Source organism: Microbacterium sp. NPDC028030 (assembly GCF_040637855.1).
Lineage (GTDB): Bacteria > Actinomycetota > Actinomycetes > Actinomycetales > Microbacteriaceae > Microbacterium.
Genome location: NZ_JBEZXF010000001.1, coordinates 1,748,370 through 1,764,083, shown reverse-complemented (window position 1 = coordinate 1,764,083; position 15,714 = coordinate 1,748,370). Strand labels below are relative to the sequence as shown.

Here is a 15,714-nt window from a genome sequence, read left to right as displayed (position 1 = left end):
GAGTTTGATGCTGACCAAAGAGACAAATTCATTGCTGACTTCATCCAATGCCAACCCCCCGAAAGGGATTGGTCTTTGATCCAAAGGAATTCTCAACTAGCCGAAGCTAGACGAGGATAATTTGGCATTTGACAAGTGCACGCTGTTGAGTTCTCAAGGATCGGATGCTCCCACGACCCAGCCATCACAACCAGGCCCGCAGGGCAACTTCTCTATCTTACTGATCTCATTTCCTTTGTCAAATCGCCTTCCGGCGACCTGCTCGTGGAAACGAGCCAGTTCCTTCGTCCTCTTCGCTCCGAGGAGCGGTTCTGGATTCGGGAGGTGTTCGATGCTTGACGGGAGCCGGTCCGAGGACCTCCGCTCAACCGTTTGGGGCGAACAGGTAATAACTTACGTGGGTTCCAGGGTTCGGGCAAATCCGCGCGATCCGCCGGGCGTGTCGCGGACAGTCGCCTCAGGGCCGCGGCGGTTCGAGGCCTACTCCGACTCGACGCTGCTGACGTGATGTGGCGTTCCGACCGGCTTCGATTCGCTCGATCCGCGTTGACGCAGGTAGATCGAGAAGGCGACCATCGCCCCTACCGCGAGGAACTCGGATTGCCAGTTCTGCAGTGTCCGGTTCCAGAACTCCGGGGACAGGACGTACTCCCCCCAGGACTCCGGCGGAAGGGCGTGCATGGCGTTCTCCTCGTTCGCGACGATGTGCCCGGCGAGCGACTGCGCGAGCCAGGACAGCAGGAAGATCGTCCCCATCGTGAGCAGCAGCGAGTTCGAGTAGATCCACCGGCGGAACCCCGCGACCTTCGCCCATCGGGGAGAGTCCGTCTGCGCGTGTTCGCCGACCAGCTGATCCGCGTCCGAGCCCACCCCTTCGTCGCCGGGCTTCTTGGACTCCGGCGAGCCTCGCTGGATGAACCAGATCGTCGCGAGGATGAACAGGAAGAACTGCAGGAACTCCGACTGCCAGTTCTCGGCGACATCCACGAGGAAGTCGGAGGACGTGATGAACTCGGCGTAGCCCAGCGGTGGTCGACCGTGCTGGGCGAGCTCCTCGTTGGTGTATGCCAGGCCTGCGATCGACTGGCCGATCAGGGTGATGACGAAGATGGCGAGGAACGCCAGGCTGAGACCGCTGTCCCTCATCGACCTGCGCATCGTGCTCACCTTCCCAGCAGCGGCAGGACGATCATCACCGCGAGCCCGACGACGATGATGGACATCCAGGTCCAGAAGGGCACGGCCATCGCGCGCGTGTGCGGTCGTTCGTTCGACATCTCAGATCCTCTCTGTGCTCTCCGATGGTGCGGCCGGGATCGGCCGTGCGTCCTCGCAGCCGAAGGCGACCACCGCGGGCCGCGGTGCACGTCCATACGGTGGCTCCGGTCTCGCGGCCGCGGGTCGAGTCGGCGGTATCGGCACCTCGACAGGTACGCCGCAGCTCAACGAGATCTCGTCGTCGAAGTGGCGGATGCGCAGTGACGGTCCACCACCCAGGAGGTAGGTCGCGGCGTGCGGGGTGATGCTCACGTACAGCGGGTGGCCGTGGATCCGCACACCGAAGGACAGACGCTGTATCTGTTCAGGGAGGCTCGGGCGGAAGCTCAGCCCTCCCTCGGTGTCGCGCATTCCCCCGAGCCCCGCGGTGATGGCCGTCCAGACGCCGGCGAGCGCCGCGATGTGGAGCCCCTGATCGGTGTTCCCGTGCAGGTCGTCGAGATCCAGTGTCGCGACCTCTGCCAGGTAGTCTAGCGCGAGGTCGAGGTGTCCGACCTCGGCGGCGAGCACGGACTGCACCGCCGCCGACAGCGAGGAATCCCGCACCGTGAGCTCCTCGTAGTACGAGAACGCGCGCTCCTTCTCCTCGGGAGAGAAGGCTTCGTGGGCGAAGTACAGCGCCAGCACGAGATCCGCCTGCTTGAGCACCTGTTTGCGGTACAGGTCGAAGTACGGGAAGTGGCTGTGCAGCGGGTACTGCTCGGCGCCGGTGCTCCGGAAGTCCCAGCGTTCCCGATCCGTGTATCCCGCAGACTGCGGATGCACGCCTCTCTCCTGGTCGAAGGGGATGGACATCGACCGCGCTGTCGTATCCCAGGTGTCGGCGTCGGTCGCGGCGACGCCGAGCGCCGTCGCCACATCGGGGTGCTCGCGTACGGCGACGGCCGCGGCGCGGAGGTTCCGTCGGGCCATCACGTTCGTGTAGACGTTGTCGTCGACGATCGCCGAGTACTCGTCGGGGCCGGTCACTCCGTCGATGTGGAAAGCCCCGTCGTCGCCCCAGCGCCCGAGGGAGCACCACAGCCGTGCGGTCTCGACCAGCATCTCGACGCCGCATTCGCGTTCGAAGGCGATGTCGCCGGTCGCCCTCACGTAGTGCTGGACCGCGCCGGCGACCGCCGCATTGATGTGGAACGCCGCGGTGCTCGCCGGCCAATACCCCGAACTCTCCCGTCCGTCGATCGTGCGCCACGCGAAGGCGGCGCCGTCCAGACGCAGGGTTCTGGCACGCTCTCGTGCGTGCGGGAGCGTCGCGTGTCGCCAGCGCAGCGCCTGTTCCGCGGCGTCCGGCGAGGTCGATGTCAGCACGGGCAGCACGAACGCCTCGAAGTCCCAGAACGTGTGCCCCTCGTACCCTGACCCGGTGAGCCCCTTTCCCGGGATCGAACGCAGCTCGGCGCGTGCCGACGCCTGGAACACCTGGAAGAGGGCGAACCGGACAGCCTGCTGCAGCCGCGGTATCCCGTCGACCTCCACATCGGCGCACTCCCAGTACGACTCCAGCCTGGCGCGCTGACCCGCGGCGATGCCGTCCCAGCCTTCCCGCAGCGCAGCACCGACCGCTGCCTCCGCCCGATCGCGGAGTGTCGCGGCGGACGCCGACGGCGTCCATTCATGTCCGACGACCTTGACCACCTCGAGCGTCTCCCCCGGCTCGAGGTGGACGCTGATGCGCGTCCGTGCGAGGTCGTCCTTCGCCTCCGTCGCGACGCTCGGCTCGACGGAGGCGGACGAGGTCACGACGTGGTCCATGGAGACGGCGACGGTCAGGGCGCTCTCCCTCGTGCGGTGGACGAGCGTCGCCGCAGTGCCCAGCACGTCGGACTCGACGGTTCGCAGCGGAGACCGGAGGAGATCCGCGACGCGCGGATCGTCATGATCGGACGGCAGAGGTTCGTTCGCGAGCACCTCGGACAGGACGGTGATGCGGGCCGGGCCGTCCACAGCGCGCACGGTGTACCTGACCGCGGCGATGGATCGGTGATCGAGCGAGACGATCCTCGTGGACTCGACGCGCACCGTCCGCCTGGCCGGGCTCGTCCATTCGACGACGCGGTGCACCTGCCCGTCGCGCATGTCCAACCGGCGGCGGTGCGTCGAGACCGTTCCACGGCGCACGTCGAAGGGCTCGTCGTCCACGAGCAGGCGGATCACCTGTCCGTTCGGCACGTTGATGACGCTCTGCCCGTTCTCCGGGTAGCCGTAGCCGTCCTCCGCATACGGCATCGGGTGCTCTTCGAAGACACCGTTGAGGTAGCTGCCTGCGACGCCTCTCGGGTCACCCTCGTCCAGATTCCCCCGCCATCCGACGTGCCCGTTCGCGAGGCCGAAGATCGACTCCTCCTGGGCGAGATGCAGCACGTCGACTCCGTCGATGCTGACGCTCCAGTCGTCGACCTCGTACCGAGGGGTCATCGCGGCGCCTTTCGAATGCGGACGGGGCGGCTGTGCTCGCCGATGCCGACGACGATAGTCGCGATGCGCGTCCCCGCCATGGCCGTTGCCTTCGGCGCCGCTCTTCCGGTAGGGCATCGGCGCCGTTCAACGAAAACCGCCGCGCGCGGAGATGCGGGCGGCGGTGGACGGCGGTCCCCTGGACGGTCGACGCTGTCGATGCGGGGGAAGACTTACACGGTGGACCTAAGGGGATTCGAACCCCTGACCTCCTCGATGCGAACGAGGCGCGCTACCAACTGCGCCATAGGCCCGTGAACGAGTTCTACGCTATCACGATCGGCGGGCTGCTCGTGTCGCGAAGGATCAGCCCGCGGCGCGACGGGAGAGGAGCTCGCGGACGTGCGCTTCGATCTCGGCGTCGTCGACGAATCCCATCCGCGCGTACGGCGACGACGCGGCGGGGAGCTGTGCGGGAGCGGGCGGCGCCATCTGCTCTGCGCGCTCGCGGAGAGCAGCGACACGTGCCGCCTTGCGGCGCTCCTCCTGTGCGTCGATCTGAGCCTGTGCGGTCTGGGCCCGGGAACCGGCCACCGACACCAGAGGCTCCGGAAGCCGACGCGGAGTCCACGTCGCAGGGCCCTGGTCGTGCAACTCGGGGGCGACGCGCGGCGCTGCGGGTGCTGTCACGGCGTGCGTGGCCCGCGCGACCCGCTGCGCGACAGCGGCCATGCGCTGCAGAGCGACCCCCGCCAGCACGACGAGCGTCCCACCGATCCACAGCAACACGGACGAGGACGCGGCAAGGAGCTGCCAGACGCCGATGCCCGCGAGCGCGAGCCCGGCCACGAGCGTCGTGGTGGCCGTGATACGGACGCGTCGACGGGCGCGAGCACGACGGATCACCGGATCGGCCCTGGTCGCCGCGAGCTCTTCACGCAGGGCCTCGAGTTCCGCGGCCTCCCGCTCCGACTGCACGCGCTTCGCCAGCTTCTGCTGCGCCAGGGCGCTGCGCGCGTTGAGCTCGATGCGCACCTCATCGGGAGTCTCGCTCGTCTCCGCGAGGACGCGGAGGGCCTGATTCAGCCGCACAGCGTTGCGCTCGGCGGCGTTGTACTGGAATCGCCCACGCCACGACGGCAGCAGGTAGAGCATCCACAGGAGCACGGCGACGAGCACGATCACTCCTCCGCTCAGCACCGGCCCGTCCATATCGACAACGCTAAGGGCAGTGGACCGAGTGGGCCGTGCAGAAGGGCGCGTGTCGCGGCGAGTCCACCCCGATCGGTGGGAGAAAGCTGCGTCAGAGGGCGATACGGTCGGCCGGAGGGACAGTCGCGGCGTCGGGAGGCACCTGACCGCTGAGCCACCGCGAGAGCACTCCCTGCGGCACATCCTCTCGGGTCAGCGCGAACGCATAGTGGTCGCGCCAGTCCCCGTCGATGTGGATGTACCGGCGACGCAGCCCCTCGTAGCGGAACCCCAGCTTCTGCACGATGCGCAGACTCGCGGCGTTCTCGGGGCGTATGCAGATCTCCATCCGGTGCAGCCCGTACTCCGTGAAGCACGCGTCCGTGGCGAGGGCGACCGCCGTCGGGGTGATCCCCCGCCCGGCGAACCGCTCGCTCACCCAGTACCCGATGGTCGCAGAGCACAGGGAACCGCGCGCGACGCCCCAGACGTTGAGCTGTCCGGCAATCTCGCCGTCGTACTCCATCACGAACGGATACCCGGAACCGTCCCGGTACTGCTGCAGGAGGCGACGGATGCTGAGCCTCATGTCGAACGACACGGACCCGTACGGGACCGTCGCCTCCCACGGCTGGAGCCAGGACCGGTTGGCGAGCAGCTCGTGCTGGAGCGGCCGCGCGTCCTTGGGGCGGACGAGGCGCAGTTCAACCGGTCCGTGTCGCATTCCCGCCGCCAGATCCATGCCGCACCGACGTTCGACGTTCGCAGGGTCGCCTAGAGGCGTTCCGCGAATTCCTTCAGCCAGGGCCGCAGTTCGGGGCCGAGGTCGTCACGGTCCGACGCGAGCTGCACGATCGCCTTGATGTAGTCGACGCGGTCGCCCGTGTCGTAACGGCGTCCACCGAAGATGACACCGACGACGCCGGGGCCATCGGGGTCGGTCGCGAGCTCCTGCAGCGCATCGGTGAGCTGGATCTCTCCGCCCTTGCCCGGCTCGGTGCGCTCGAGGATCTCGAACACCGAGGCCGGGAGCACGTAGCGGCCGATGATCGCGAGGTTGGAGGGCGCGTCCTCCTTCGCGGGCTTCTCGACCAGACCCGTCACCTTGACCGCGTCCGATCCCTCGAGGGGTTCGACAGCAGCGGCGCCGTACATGTGGATACTGTCGGGGTCGACCTCCATGAGCGCGATCACCGCGGCGCCGGTGCGCTCGTGCTCGGCGATCATGTCGGTCAGCAGCGGGTCGCGCTCGTCGATGAGGTCGTCGCCGAGGAGGACGGCGAAGGAGCTGTCGCCGACGTGGGTGCGCGCACGCAGCACCGCATGCCCGAGTCCCTTCGGCTCGCCCTGTCGCACGAAGTGGATGTCGGCGAGGTCGCTGGACTTCATGACGCGCTCGAGGCGACCGGTGTCGCCCTTCTCCATCAGCTTCACCTCGAGCTCCGGCACGGAGTCGAAGTGGTTGGAGATGGCGTTCTTGTTGCGGCCGATGATGACGAGGATGTCCTCGATACCCGCATCGGCCGCCTCTTCGACGACGTACTGGATCGCCGGCTTGTCGACGACGGGAAGCATCTCTTTCGGCATCGCCTTCGTCGCGGGGAGGAATCGCGTCCCCAGTCCTGCCGCGGGAATGACGGCTTTGATCTTGTGGTCAGCCATCCTCCCAGCCTAGTGGTGAGCGTCGCCCTAGACTCGGAGCCATGTCGAACGACGTCGAACACGCCAAGCGTGCGCTCCGCGCCGAGCTGCGCGAACGACGCCAGCTGCTCTCCGATCCCCAGCGCGAAGCCGCGGCCGCAGCGATCGGCGAACGCCTCGACGCGCTGATCGACGAACTCGGAGCACGGTCGATCTCGTGCTTCCTCTCCACGACGACGGAACCCGGCACCCGCGACTTCGTGACGAGGACCGTGCGCCGGGGCATCCGCGTGCTCCTGCCCGTCACCCGTGCGGACGGACTGCTCGACTGGGCCGTCGCCACCGACGACGACGAGGTGTCGGAGGGCCTGTTCGGGCTGCCGGAGCCCACGGGCGAGGTGCTCGGCCCGATCGCGGTCAACGACGTGGATCTGATGATCGTCCCCGCCGCAGCCGTCGACCGCACGGGCATGCGCATGGGCTGGGGACGCGGCTACTTCGACAAGACCATCGGGTCGATGGAGAAATGCCCCCCGGTGTACGCGGTCATCTATGATTCCGAGGTACTCGACGAACTTCCGCGAGAGGTGCACGACCAGCCGGTGAACGGCGTCGTGACCCCGTCGCAGACCCTCACCCTGTCGCCTCGGCGACGCTGAACCGCAAGGACGCCCATGCCCACCTACGCCTATGCCTGCACGTCGTGCGGGCACCAGTTCGACGCCGTGCAGAGCTTCGCCGAGGACGCGCTGACCGTGTGCCCCGAGTGCGGCGGCGTCCTGCGGAAGCAGTACGGATCGATCGGCGTGACCTTCAACGGATCCGGCTTCTATCGCACGGACTCGCGCGCCAAATCCGGTGGTTCCTCCGATGCTTCGGCATCATCGAAGGCGGAATCGACGACGAGCGCCAAGCCGGCTGCTGCGTCGACTCCGGCCTCTTCCTGAGGCCCAGATCCGTTGGGGGTTCCCATGCTCAAAGGTTTCAAGGACTTCCTGCTGCGCGGCAATGTCATCGACCTGGCTGTCGCCGTCGTCATCGGCACGGCGTTCACCGCGATCGTCACGGCCGTCGTCAACAGCATCATCAACCCGCTCATCTCGTTGTTCCTCAAGGCGGATGCCGCAGGCGAGTTCGGCATCCAGGTTCCGAACATCTACGGCGAGACCGTCACGTTCCCGATCGGCGACCTGATCACGGCGATCATCAGCTTCCTCGCCGTCGCCGCCGTCGTGTACTTCGTCTTCGTCCTGCCGATGAACACGTTCAAGGCGCACGTCGAAGCCCGCAAGGGCACGCCGGCCGAAGAGCCGGAAGAAGAGCCGGCCGCCGCAACCGAAGCCGAGCTGCTCGTCGAGATCCGCGACCTGCTCAAGACGCAGCGCGGAGTCTGACGCTCTTCACTCCGCCGCACCGGAAGACGCACGGTTCCTCTCTCGAGGGTCCGTGCGTCTTCCGCTGTGCGGCGCGGTGTTCGACACCTCAATAATGCGGCGGGACGTCTTGGAGCAGCTGGTCGTCGTTCGGCCCCTTCGGGCCCTTCGGCCGGCGCGGTCCACCCGTCACTCCGGGCTCGTCACCGCTGCTCGTCTCCGGCTCCGGATCGCTGCCGGGAACCGGGGTCAGGCGGGCGCGACGCGAGCCCGGAACCCGCACCACGCGCTGACGCGGCGGGAGCGACTCGGAGTCGTCAGTCATTCTGCGAGTCGACGATGTCGATCGGCTGGGTGTCGTTCTCCGCGCGCGGAGCGGTGTCGGATATCCCGAGAACGGCGGCGATGCGGGTGGCCACGGTGGCCGGGTCGCTGTAGAGGTCGAAGGCGTGCACGCGCACATAGTGCCAGCCGAGGCGGCGCAGCACATGCGGACGCAGCCGCAGCGTCTCCCGCAGCGACTCGCCGCGAGACTCCGGGTCCGACTCGATCACGACGGCCTTGCCCGCATGCTGGGCGACCAGCGGCAGCAATCCGCGATAGTCGACATCCACGGAGGCGCCGAGACGTCGCAGCTCTCGCGCCAAGGCCAGCGTGAGAGGATCCGCGAGGTCTTCCAGTCGGGCGTCCCTGCTGCGCGCCGCCAGGCCACCGAGGATCGACATGAGGGTGGCTGCCCCGTGCTCGAGGCGCCCGTCGTCGAAGGAGGACGGGCGGATGGACGACACCAGGACCATCGAACGTCGCGCGCGCGTCATGCCGACCGTGAGCAGACGCTCGCCGTCGGGGGTCGAGAGATCGCCGAAGTCGCTCAGGACGCGGCCGTGCTTGGTGAGCCCGAAGCCGAGCGAGAAGATCACGCGGTCGCGACTCTCGGCCACCGACTCCTCGAGGGTGAGCACCGCGAAGGGCTCCGCAGTGTCGCGGCCGACGAAGTCCGCCACATCGGACCGACCGGCGAACGCCGAGGTGACGGCGGCACGCACCCGCTCCGCATGACGGGCGCTGGCCGTGACGACCATGAGCGACTCGGCGGGGCGGTGCACGGCGTGCTCGACCACGAGGGTGACCACGCGCGCGACCTCCGCGTCCGGGCTCTCGACGGCGCCGGACACCGGGTCGGGCGTACCGGTTCCACCCTCCACATAGTCGACGGTGAGGCTGCCGCGGCCCAGGTACGAGCCCGCCCAGGGCAGGGAGACGATCTCGCCTCCGTAGAAGGCGTCGTTGATGAGCTCGGCGAGGTCTTCGCCACCCGCCCGGTAACTGCGGGTCAACGTCATGACGGGCAGGAGCTCGGACAGCCGTTCGAAGACGGACACGTCGTCGAACGGCACCTCGGGCTCCCACGACTCCTCCGGGTCCACGGCGATGTGGAACGGCGTCGGCCGCTGCGTCACCGGGTCGCCGAACGCCACGACCTGACGCGCGCGACGGATGGCCGGCGCGGCCTCTGCGAGGTTGATCGCCGCGGCATCCACCAGGAGCACGGTGTCGAACTCCACGGATTCCGGGATCTCCGGGACGAGATATGGCGAAGAGATCCACACGGGGGCGAGCACGTCGACGAGTGTCGGGGCGGCGCTGACGATCTGCGCCGTGGTCGCACCCGGCTGCGTCAGCGCACGACGGAGATGCTGCGACTGCTGCGGCTCGTCGACGATGGCGATGCGCCATTGATTCGCGAGCTGCCAGGCGAGGAGCGGTCCCGCCATCGCCGCGTGTGCTTCGTCGACCAGCCGGAAGTCGCGCTCGAGTCGGTCGACGACCGCGGTGTTGGCGCCGAGAAGGGCGCGGTTGTCCTGGAGCGCCCGCTCGAGGAGCGACTGCCACCAGGCGAACTCGAGCTCTTCTCCGACCTGCGACTCCGCGACGTGACGCACCGACAGCTCGGCGAGAAGCGGCTCGAGACCGAGGAGGGCCAGGCGGTCGCGCAGCTGAGCGCGCTCCACGAGGTTCTCGAACACGTCGGACTTGGCGGCGAGCCCTGCCAGGGTGCGCACGAGTCGCGCGACCGGGAGAGACGCGAGAGGCTCGCGGCGTCCGAGGGCGACATCGAGTTCGGCGAGCTCGGCCTGGACGCGCTGCCAGGCCACGTACACGTCGGCGAGTCCGAGCGGGATCTCCGGTGCGACGCCCGCCTCGACACAGCGCTGCCACTGAGTGCGCTGCGCCTGGATCCGGAGCAGGGACTCGTGCATCTCGGTCACATGGACGCCGGGACGGACGTACTCCTTCGCGAGACGACGCAGTCTCCGCCGGTTGGCTCCCGAGAGTCCTGGGGCATCGCGGCGAGAACCGTGCGCCTGGATGAGTTCGCCGAGGGGACGCTCGAACACGGTGGGGCTGAACCGATCGAGCGAGTCGCGGATTCCCTGCAGCAGGCGCAGATACTCCCCCAGCTCGTCGATCGTCGCGAACGGACGCATGTGTGTCTGCGCGATCAGCTCGTAGCCTCGTTCGAGGAGGGCCGGCACGCTGGTGGCATGCAGTCGACCGGCGAGCTCGTGCGCGGCCCGGGCCGCCTCGGTGCTGGAGAAGGTGACGCCGTACCACGGCGAGTCATCGGGGCCGAAGCGGAACTCTCCGAGCCGGGCGGCGTGGGCGAGCGCCTGCGCGGCCTCAGTGCGATCCGCCGCGAGGCGACGCAGCGCGTCGGCGCCCAACCGCGCGGTGGTCGACGGCGGCACCGGAAGCGAGGCGAGCCTCGTAAGGTGGCGGGTCGCATCGAGGACCGACGCCTCCAAGCCCGCGACAGGAGCCGTGAGCGCCTGCCGATAGTCGCGGAGCACGGTGCGCAGACGCACGAGGGCGTCGTCGACATCGCTGACCTTCGGCGCCGCTGCCTTCTCGTTCCGACCGATCGCCCTCACCAGATCGCGCCGCACGCTTGCGGGAGAGATGGCGAGGCTGTCGAGTCCGATGCCGGCGAGACGGTGACGGACGCCGTCGAGGGTGGACCTGCGGGCCGAGACCACGAGAACCCGTTTGCCGCCTCGCACCAACTCGCCGAGCGCATTGATGACGGTCTGCGTCCCCCCGGTGCCGGGGAGCGTCGCGACCGTGAGGGAGTGCCCTGCGGCGATGCGCGCGAGCACGGCTTCCTGCTCGGCGTCGGCATCGAGGAGAAGATTGTCCGATGCCGGGGAGCGATCGTCCGGTCCGATGTGGTGCGGGGTCGCGCGGGGTGCGGTCACGCGTTCCCGATCTCCCACGTGCCCGCCGAGTGCGTTCAGGAGGACGTGATCCAGGCTCCCGCCGTCGCGGGACATCGCGCCCGACACGTCGGCGAAGGTCGAGACCACGAGACGCGGCTCGACCGAGAACGTGTCGATCGAGCGCGTCATCGCGCGCAGGCTGTCGATGACCGGCTGCGGTTTGAAGATGCCGCCGTCATAGGCGAGAGCGGCGAGCGCGGTGGCGTCGATCGAGAGGCCGAAGTGCTCACGGGCGATGCGGACGAGTTCGGGGTTCACCTCGAAGGCGCCCTGGAGCTTGAGTTCGAAGTCCGAGTGGTGGCGGCGGATCGCCAGGGGGCGCAGCAGCACCGGCGCGGCGAAGCTCGCTCCGCCGATGCGCCAGCGCGCGACGCCGACGGCGAGGTGTACGGCCTCGATCCCCCGCACGGTGCGCAACTCGGTGTTCTTCGCGGTGATCCGCTCCGCCGCGAGTCGCGCCGTGCGCAGGCCGACCTCGTCGCGGAAGAGGTTCGACAGCAGAGTCGACTTCCCGGTGATGAACTGCGGCAGGCTGCCCGGATGCGCCTTCGAGATGTCGATGCCCGACTCGGGCCCGTCGCGGAAGCTGACCAGGGGCGACGGGCCGCCGAAGTCCGCGGCCTCCGCCCTCAGCCTGGTGCGTTCGGCCTCTGCGGCATGCGCGATCTCGACACCGGTCGCGGTCTCGTGCAGATCGCTGATCGACACAGCAGCGTCGGCCGCTGTGCCATCCGCAGACTTCTCTTCACGTCGCCACACATTGACACCCTAGGCGCGCGACCCGGCGAGGGAGGGTATCCCGGGCGGGTTTCCGCCGAATTTCCGCTCTGGACGGGCTGTCGCCACTCCTCCTACCCGGGCGCCGGTCCGCTCACGTTCTCCACCCGGCCCGGGATCCGTATGCCGGGCCGTCGGCGCCTCCGGTCAGGATGGTGACATGACCTTCCGCTACGACTTCGCTCCGACTCCTTTCGGCGACGCCCTCGCGGTGTTCTCCGACGAGGGCATCGTGCGCTTCGATCTCTCCGAATCTGAAGACCCGCAGGTGCCGTGGCTCCTCGAGGGAGTCTCTCGACAGCTCCACGCCGTTCCCGAGCCCGACCCCGGCGCCGCCGACGACCTCGCGCGTCTTCTGGCCGAATACTTCGACGGCGAACCCGTCCGCTTCGAAGAGCATGTCCGCCTGGACTGGCGCCTGGCCGAGGGCTTCGCCCTGACCGCCCTGCAGACGATCTGCGGCATCCCGTGGGGCGAGACGATGAGCTACGGCGAGGTCGCCGTGCTCGCGGGCCACCCGGGGGCGGCACGCGCCGTCGGCACCGCATGCCGACTGACGCCGTTCTCGATCATCGTCCCCGTGCACCGGGTGGTGCGCTCGGATGGCTCGGTCGGACACTACGGCGCACATCCGGAACGCAAGCGGTTCCTCCTCGACCTCGAGGCCGCTTGATCCGCACCGATGGGACACGTGGACCCGGCGAGTAGGCCGCCGGGTCCACGTTCCGGCCCACGTAAGGGCCGATCGCCGATATCAGTGATCGACGGCTTTCTCGGCACCGAAGCCGGTCAGCGAGCGCACCTCCATCTCGGCAGCCAGCTCCGGCGACTCCTTGCGCGTGCTCGTGATGGTTCCGAGCCACCCGAGGAGGAAGCCGAGCGGGATCGAGACGATTCCCGGATTGTTCAACGGCCAGACGGCGATGTCGATGCCGGGGATCATCGAAGTCGGGGTGCCGGAGAACACCGGCGACAGGATGATCAACAGGATGGCGGACCCCAGCCCGCCGTACATGCTCCACACGGCACCACGGGTCGTGAACCGTCGCCAGAACAGCGAGTACAGGATCGTCGGCAGGTTCGCGGAAGCGGCCACGGCGAACGCGAGCGCGACCAGGAACGCGATGTTCTGCCCCTGCGCACCGATCCCGCCGAGGATCGCGAGGATTCCGATCACGATGACGGTGCGCCGCGCCACACGGACCTCGCCGTTCGGGTCCGCCTCGACCGGCTTGCCTGCCGCGTCCTTCTTGCCCTTCTGGATCACGTTCGCGTAGATGTCGTGCGCGAACGAGGCCGCGGCCGTGATGGTCAGGCCGGCGACCACGGCCAGGATCGTCGCGAAGGCGACGGCCGAGATGAAGCCGAGGAGGACCGGACCGCCCAGCTCGAGCGCCAGCAGCGGCGCCGCGGAGTTGACCCCGCCGGGAGCGGCAGCGATGACGTCGGCGCCCACGAGCGCACCCGCGCCGTAGCCGAGCACGAGCGTCAGGAGGTAGAACCCGCCGATGAGCCAGATGGCCCACACCACAGAGCGCCGGGCCTCCTTCGCCGTCGGCACGGTGTAGAAGCGCATCAAGACATGCGGCAGTCCGGCGGTGCCGAGCACGAGCGCCATGCCCAGGGACAGGAAGTCCCACGGGTTCGCGCCGTACTGCAGACCGGGCTTCAGCACCGCGTCGCCTTTGTCGGAGTTCGCGACCGCCGCTTCGAGAAGGGTGTTCAGGCTGAAGCCGTTGATCGCGAGGACCCAGATCGTCATCGCGAGCGCGCCGCCGATGAGGAGGAACGCCTTGACGATCTGCACCCATGTCGTGCCCTTCATACCGCCGATCAGCACGTAGACGATCATCAGCACGCCGACCACCGCGATCACGATCGACTGACCGAGTCGGCCGTCGATGCCGAGCAGCAGCGACACGAGTCCGCCGGCGCCCGCCATCTGCGCGAGCAGGTAGAAGAAGCACACCGCGAGGGTCGTGATCGCCGCCGCCATCCGCACGGGCCGCTGCTTGAGCCGGAAGGACAGCACGTCGGCCATCGTGAACTTCCCGGTGTTCCGCATGAGTTCGGCCACCAGCAGCAGCGCCACCAGCCAGGCGACGAGGAATCCGATGGAGTAGAGGAATCCGTCGTATCCGTTGATCGCGATGGCGCCGCAGATGCCCAGGAACGAGGCTGCGGACAGGTAGTCTCCGGCGATCGCGAAACCGTTCTGCGGTCCCGTGAAGGAACGTCCCGCCGCGTAGTAGTCGGCGGCGGTCTTGTTGTTGCGGCTCGCGCGGATCACGATGAACAGGGTCACCGCGACGAACGCCAGGAAGATCGAGATGTTGAGGACCGGGTTGATCTCGAGTTCGACCGCCTCGGTCGCGGTGCGGATGTCGTTCATGCGTGCGCCTGTGCTTTCTCGAGCTCTTCACGGATCTCTGCCGAGAGCGGATCGAGTTTCCGATTCGCGAAAGACACATACGCCATGGTGATCGCGAATGTGGTGACGAACTGTCCGAGTCCGAACAGCAGTCCGACGGTGATATCGCCCCAGACGCGTTGTCCCATGAATTCCGTCGCGAATGCCGCGAGCAGCACATAGACGAAATACCAGATGAGGAAGAACGCGGCGAGAGGGAAGATGAAGGATCTCTGAGTGCGTTTCAATGCGAGGAATCGCGGGGACTGCTCGACGGCGATGTAGTCGATCGCGCCGTCCGATTCTGCGTGCGTCTGGTCGCTCATGGGGCCTCCTTGCCACATGTCAGGGTCCTCGCACGAGCCCGTCGCGCGAGTGGTAGGGTCGACGCTACGAAACGGGGAACGGCGTCGTCACCCCCGGAAGTAGGTAGTCGTCTTGAGTGCAACGGTCACCCTCGAATCCGAGGCCGAGCTCGTCGCCAACGCGGTGCGCGAGCTCGCCAGGCGTACACGTTTCCCCGTCGCCTTCGGCGGCCTCATCGAAGAGGGCGTCGTGAGCGTGACGAGCATCGTGGGCGCACGGACCCGGTCGCTCGACGGCCTGCGCGTCCGCCCGGAGCGGGGCCTCGGCGGTCGCGCGATGATCGAACTGCGTCCGCGTATGACCAGCGACTACGGGTCATCACAGCAGATCACCCACGATTACGACGTGTTCGTCCTCGGCGAGGGCCTTCGCACTCTGCTGGCGCTGCCGATCGTGGTGCAGGGTCGCTCCCGCGGCGTCCTCTACGCGGGAGCATGGGACGAGGAGCAGATCGGCGGCGTCACGACCGCGCCGGCGATGCAGGTGGCGCAGTCCGTCGCCGACGAGCTCCGCATCCGCGACGAGGTGCAGCGCCGCCTGCAGGCGACACTCCTGGCGGGCGACACCGTCGCGCCGCCGCAGCGCGAGGAGCTTCGCGAGAGCTTCGCCGAACTCCGCAGCATCGCGGCATCCGTCGACGACGCCGACATCCGCGCGCGGATCTCCCAGGTGGAGCGCCGCCTGTTGACGCTGGCCGGCGACGCGGTGCCTGCGACGACGGGCGCGGTACCGACCGTCCACCTCTCCCCCCGCGAGACCGACGTACTCGCCTGCGCCGCGCTGGGCTCCACCAACGCGGAGATCGCCTCCCAACTGGGTCTTCGCGAGGGCACCGTGAAGGCGTATCTGGGCACCGCGATGTCGAAGCTCGACGCCTCCACACGCCATGCCGCGGTCACACGCGCGCGCCGTGCCGGTCTCCTCCCCTGAGAGGTCGCCTGTGTCGAATTGCGACCGTTCGGACATTGCGCGGTTGTCGCAATTCCTATCGGGGGAGTAAAGTCCC

Annotated in this window: 14 protein-coding genes and 1 tRNA gene; 5 read left to right on the top strand and 10 right to left on the bottom strand. The window is 68.1% G+C overall.

Features of this window, described 5'->3' with window-relative positions; all coding sequences use genetic code 11:
* Window positions 1-480 precede the first annotated feature (480 nt).
* The 6 genes from AB0E56_RS08805 to galU all read right to left on the bottom strand — a co-directional run bounded on the left by AB0E56_RS08805 (window position 481) and on the right by galU (window position 6,525).
* Window positions 481-1,158, bottom strand: coding sequence for a DUF6766 family protein (locus tag AB0E56_RS08805; RefSeq protein ID WP_359798237.1), 678 nt, complete (start codon window positions 1,156-1,158; stop codon window positions 481-483).
* Window positions 1,159-1,278: 120 nt separating this feature from the next.
* Window positions 1,279-3,693 carry a glycosyl hydrolase family 65 protein gene (locus AB0E56_RS08800; RefSeq protein WP_359798235.1) on the bottom strand — a complete coding sequence of 805 codons (2,415 nt, stop codon included), beginning with the start codon at window positions 3,691-3,693 and terminating at the stop codon, window positions 1,279-1,281.
* A 220-nt stretch (window positions 3,694-3,913) separates the two neighbouring features.
* A tRNA-Ala gene (locus AB0E56_RS08795) sits at window positions 3,914-3,986 on the bottom strand.
* Window positions 3,987-4,038: 52 nt separating this feature from the next.
* Window positions 4,039-4,884 carry a hypothetical protein gene (locus tag AB0E56_RS08790; RefSeq protein ID WP_359798233.1) on the bottom strand — a complete coding sequence of 282 codons (846 nt, stop codon included), beginning with the start codon at window positions 4,882-4,884 and terminating at the stop codon, window positions 4,039-4,041.
* Between the two features lie 91 nt (window positions 4,885-4,975).
* On the bottom strand, window positions 4,976-5,605 hold the full coding sequence (locus tag AB0E56_RS08785) for a GNAT family protein (protein WP_359798231.1): 630 nt from the start codon (window positions 5,603-5,605) through the stop codon (window positions 4,976-4,978).
* A gap of 32 nt (window positions 5,606-5,637) precedes the next feature.
* Window positions 5,638-6,525, bottom strand: coding sequence for a UTP--glucose-1-phosphate uridylyltransferase GalU (galU, locus tag AB0E56_RS08780; RefSeq protein WP_359798229.1), 888 nt, complete (start codon window positions 6,523-6,525; stop codon window positions 5,638-5,640).
* Between the two features lie 41 nt (window positions 6,526-6,566).
* On the opposite strand from galU, the gene AB0E56_RS08775 reads away from it, so the two are divergent.
* Genes AB0E56_RS08775 through mscL form a run of 3 tightly spaced genes read left to right on the top strand, consistent with a single transcriptional unit; the run spans window position 6,567 to window position 7,898 of the window.
* Window positions 6,567-7,163 (top strand): 5-formyltetrahydrofolate cyclo-ligase, encoded by a 597-nt coding sequence (locus AB0E56_RS08775; protein WP_359798227.1) that lies wholly within the window; start codon window positions 6,567-6,569, stop codon window positions 7,161-7,163.
* 15 nt (window positions 7,164-7,178) lie between these two features.
* On the top strand, window positions 7,179-7,451 hold the full coding sequence (locus AB0E56_RS08770) for an FmdB family zinc ribbon protein (RefSeq protein WP_359798226.1): 273 nt from the start codon (window positions 7,179-7,181) through the stop codon (window positions 7,449-7,451).
* A 24-nt stretch (window positions 7,452-7,475) separates the two neighbouring features.
* Complete coding sequence (mscL, locus tag AB0E56_RS08765) at window positions 7,476-7,898, top strand: large conductance mechanosensitive channel protein MscL (RefSeq protein ID WP_359798225.1); 423 nt, start codon at window positions 7,476-7,478, stop codon at window positions 7,896-7,898.
* Between the two features lie 88 nt (window positions 7,899-7,986).
* Here mscL and AB0E56_RS08760 read toward each other — a convergent pair whose 3' ends face one another.
* Window positions 7,987-8,202, bottom strand: coding sequence for a hypothetical protein (locus tag AB0E56_RS08760; RefSeq protein ID WP_359798224.1), 216 nt, complete (start codon window positions 8,200-8,202; stop codon window positions 7,987-7,989).
* A complete protein-coding gene (locus AB0E56_RS08755) occupies window positions 8,195-11,863 on the bottom strand; it encodes an AAA family ATPase (RefSeq protein WP_359798275.1) in 3,669 nt (1,222 codons plus the stop codon). The genes AB0E56_RS08760 and AB0E56_RS08755 overlap by 8 nt, the downstream gene beginning before the upstream one ends.
* Window positions 11,864-12,092: 229 nt before the next feature.
* On the opposite strand from AB0E56_RS08755, the gene AB0E56_RS08750 reads away from it, so the two are divergent.
* On the top strand, window positions 12,093-12,605 hold the full coding sequence (locus AB0E56_RS08750) for a methylated-DNA--[protein]-cysteine S-methyltransferase (RefSeq protein ID WP_359798223.1): 513 nt from the start codon (window positions 12,093-12,095) through the stop codon (window positions 12,603-12,605).
* Window positions 12,606-12,686: 81 nt separating this feature from the next.
* Here AB0E56_RS08750 and AB0E56_RS08745 read toward each other — a convergent pair whose 3' ends face one another.
* Together AB0E56_RS08745 and AB0E56_RS08740 are read right to left on the bottom strand one after the other, a co-directional pair.
* Entirely contained in the window at window positions 12,687-14,324 is a 1,638-nt protein-coding gene (locus AB0E56_RS08745) for a cation acetate symporter (protein ID WP_359798221.1), read from the bottom strand.
* On the bottom strand, window positions 14,321-14,668 hold the full coding sequence (locus AB0E56_RS08740; protein ID WP_359798220.1) for a DUF485 domain-containing protein: 348 nt from the start codon (window positions 14,666-14,668) through the stop codon (window positions 14,321-14,323). The genes AB0E56_RS08745 and AB0E56_RS08740 overlap by 4 nt, the downstream gene beginning before the upstream one ends.
* A gap of 112 nt (window positions 14,669-14,780) precedes the next feature.
* On the opposite strand from AB0E56_RS08740, the gene AB0E56_RS08735 reads away from it, so the two are divergent.
* Window positions 14,781-15,638, top strand: a complete 858-nt coding sequence (locus tag AB0E56_RS08735; RefSeq protein WP_359798219.1) for a LuxR C-terminal-related transcriptional regulator — start codon at window positions 14,781-14,783, stop codon at window positions 15,636-15,638.
* Window positions 15,639-15,714 lie beyond the last annotated feature (76 nt).

What these genes read in the sequence shown, in the direction of transcription:
- galU (WP_359798229.1), bottom strand. Translation starts at nt 6,525, where the DNA reads ATGGCTGACCACAAGATCAAAGCCGTCATTCCCGCGGCAGGACTGGGG.
- AB0E56_RS08745 (WP_359798221.1), bottom strand. Translation starts at nt 14,324, where the DNA reads ATGAACGACATCCGCACCGCGACCGAGGCGGTCGAACTCGAGATCAAC.
- mscL (WP_359798225.1), top strand. Translation starts at nt 7,476, where the DNA reads ATGCTCAAAGGTTTCAAGGACTTCCTGCTGCGCGGCAATGTCATCGAC.
- AB0E56_RS08760 (WP_359798224.1), bottom strand. Translation starts at nt 8,202, where the DNA reads ATGACTGACGACTCCGAGTCGCTCCCGCCGCGTCAGCGCGTGGTGCGG.
- AB0E56_RS08805 (WP_359798237.1), bottom strand. Translation starts at nt 1,158, where the DNA reads ATGCGCAGGTCGATGAGGGACAGCGGTCTCAGCCTGGCGTTCCTCGCC.
- AB0E56_RS08750 (WP_359798223.1), top strand. Translation starts at nt 12,093, where the DNA reads ATGACCTTCCGCTACGACTTCGCTCCGACTCCTTTCGGCGACGCCCTC.
- AB0E56_RS08785 (WP_359798231.1), bottom strand. Translation starts at nt 5,605, where the DNA reads ATGGATCTGGCGGCGGGAATGCGACACGGACCGGTTGAACTGCGCCTC.
- AB0E56_RS08770 (WP_359798226.1), top strand. Translation starts at nt 7,179, where the DNA reads ATGCCCACCTACGCCTATGCCTGCACGTCGTGCGGGCACCAGTTCGAC.
- AB0E56_RS08775 (WP_359798227.1), top strand. Translation starts at nt 6,567, where the DNA reads ATGTCGAACGACGTCGAACACGCCAAGCGTGCGCTCCGCGCCGAGCTG.
- AB0E56_RS08790 (WP_359798233.1), bottom strand. Translation starts at nt 4,884, where the DNA reads ATGGACGGGCCGGTGCTGAGCGGAGGAGTGATCGTGCTCGTCGCCGTG.
- AB0E56_RS08740 (WP_359798220.1), bottom strand. Translation starts at nt 14,668, where the DNA reads ATGAGCGACCAGACGCACGCAGAATCGGACGGCGCGATCGACTACATC.
- AB0E56_RS08800 (WP_359798235.1), bottom strand. Translation starts at nt 3,693, where the DNA reads ATGACCCCTCGGTACGAGGTCGACGACTGGAGCGTCAGCATCGACGGA.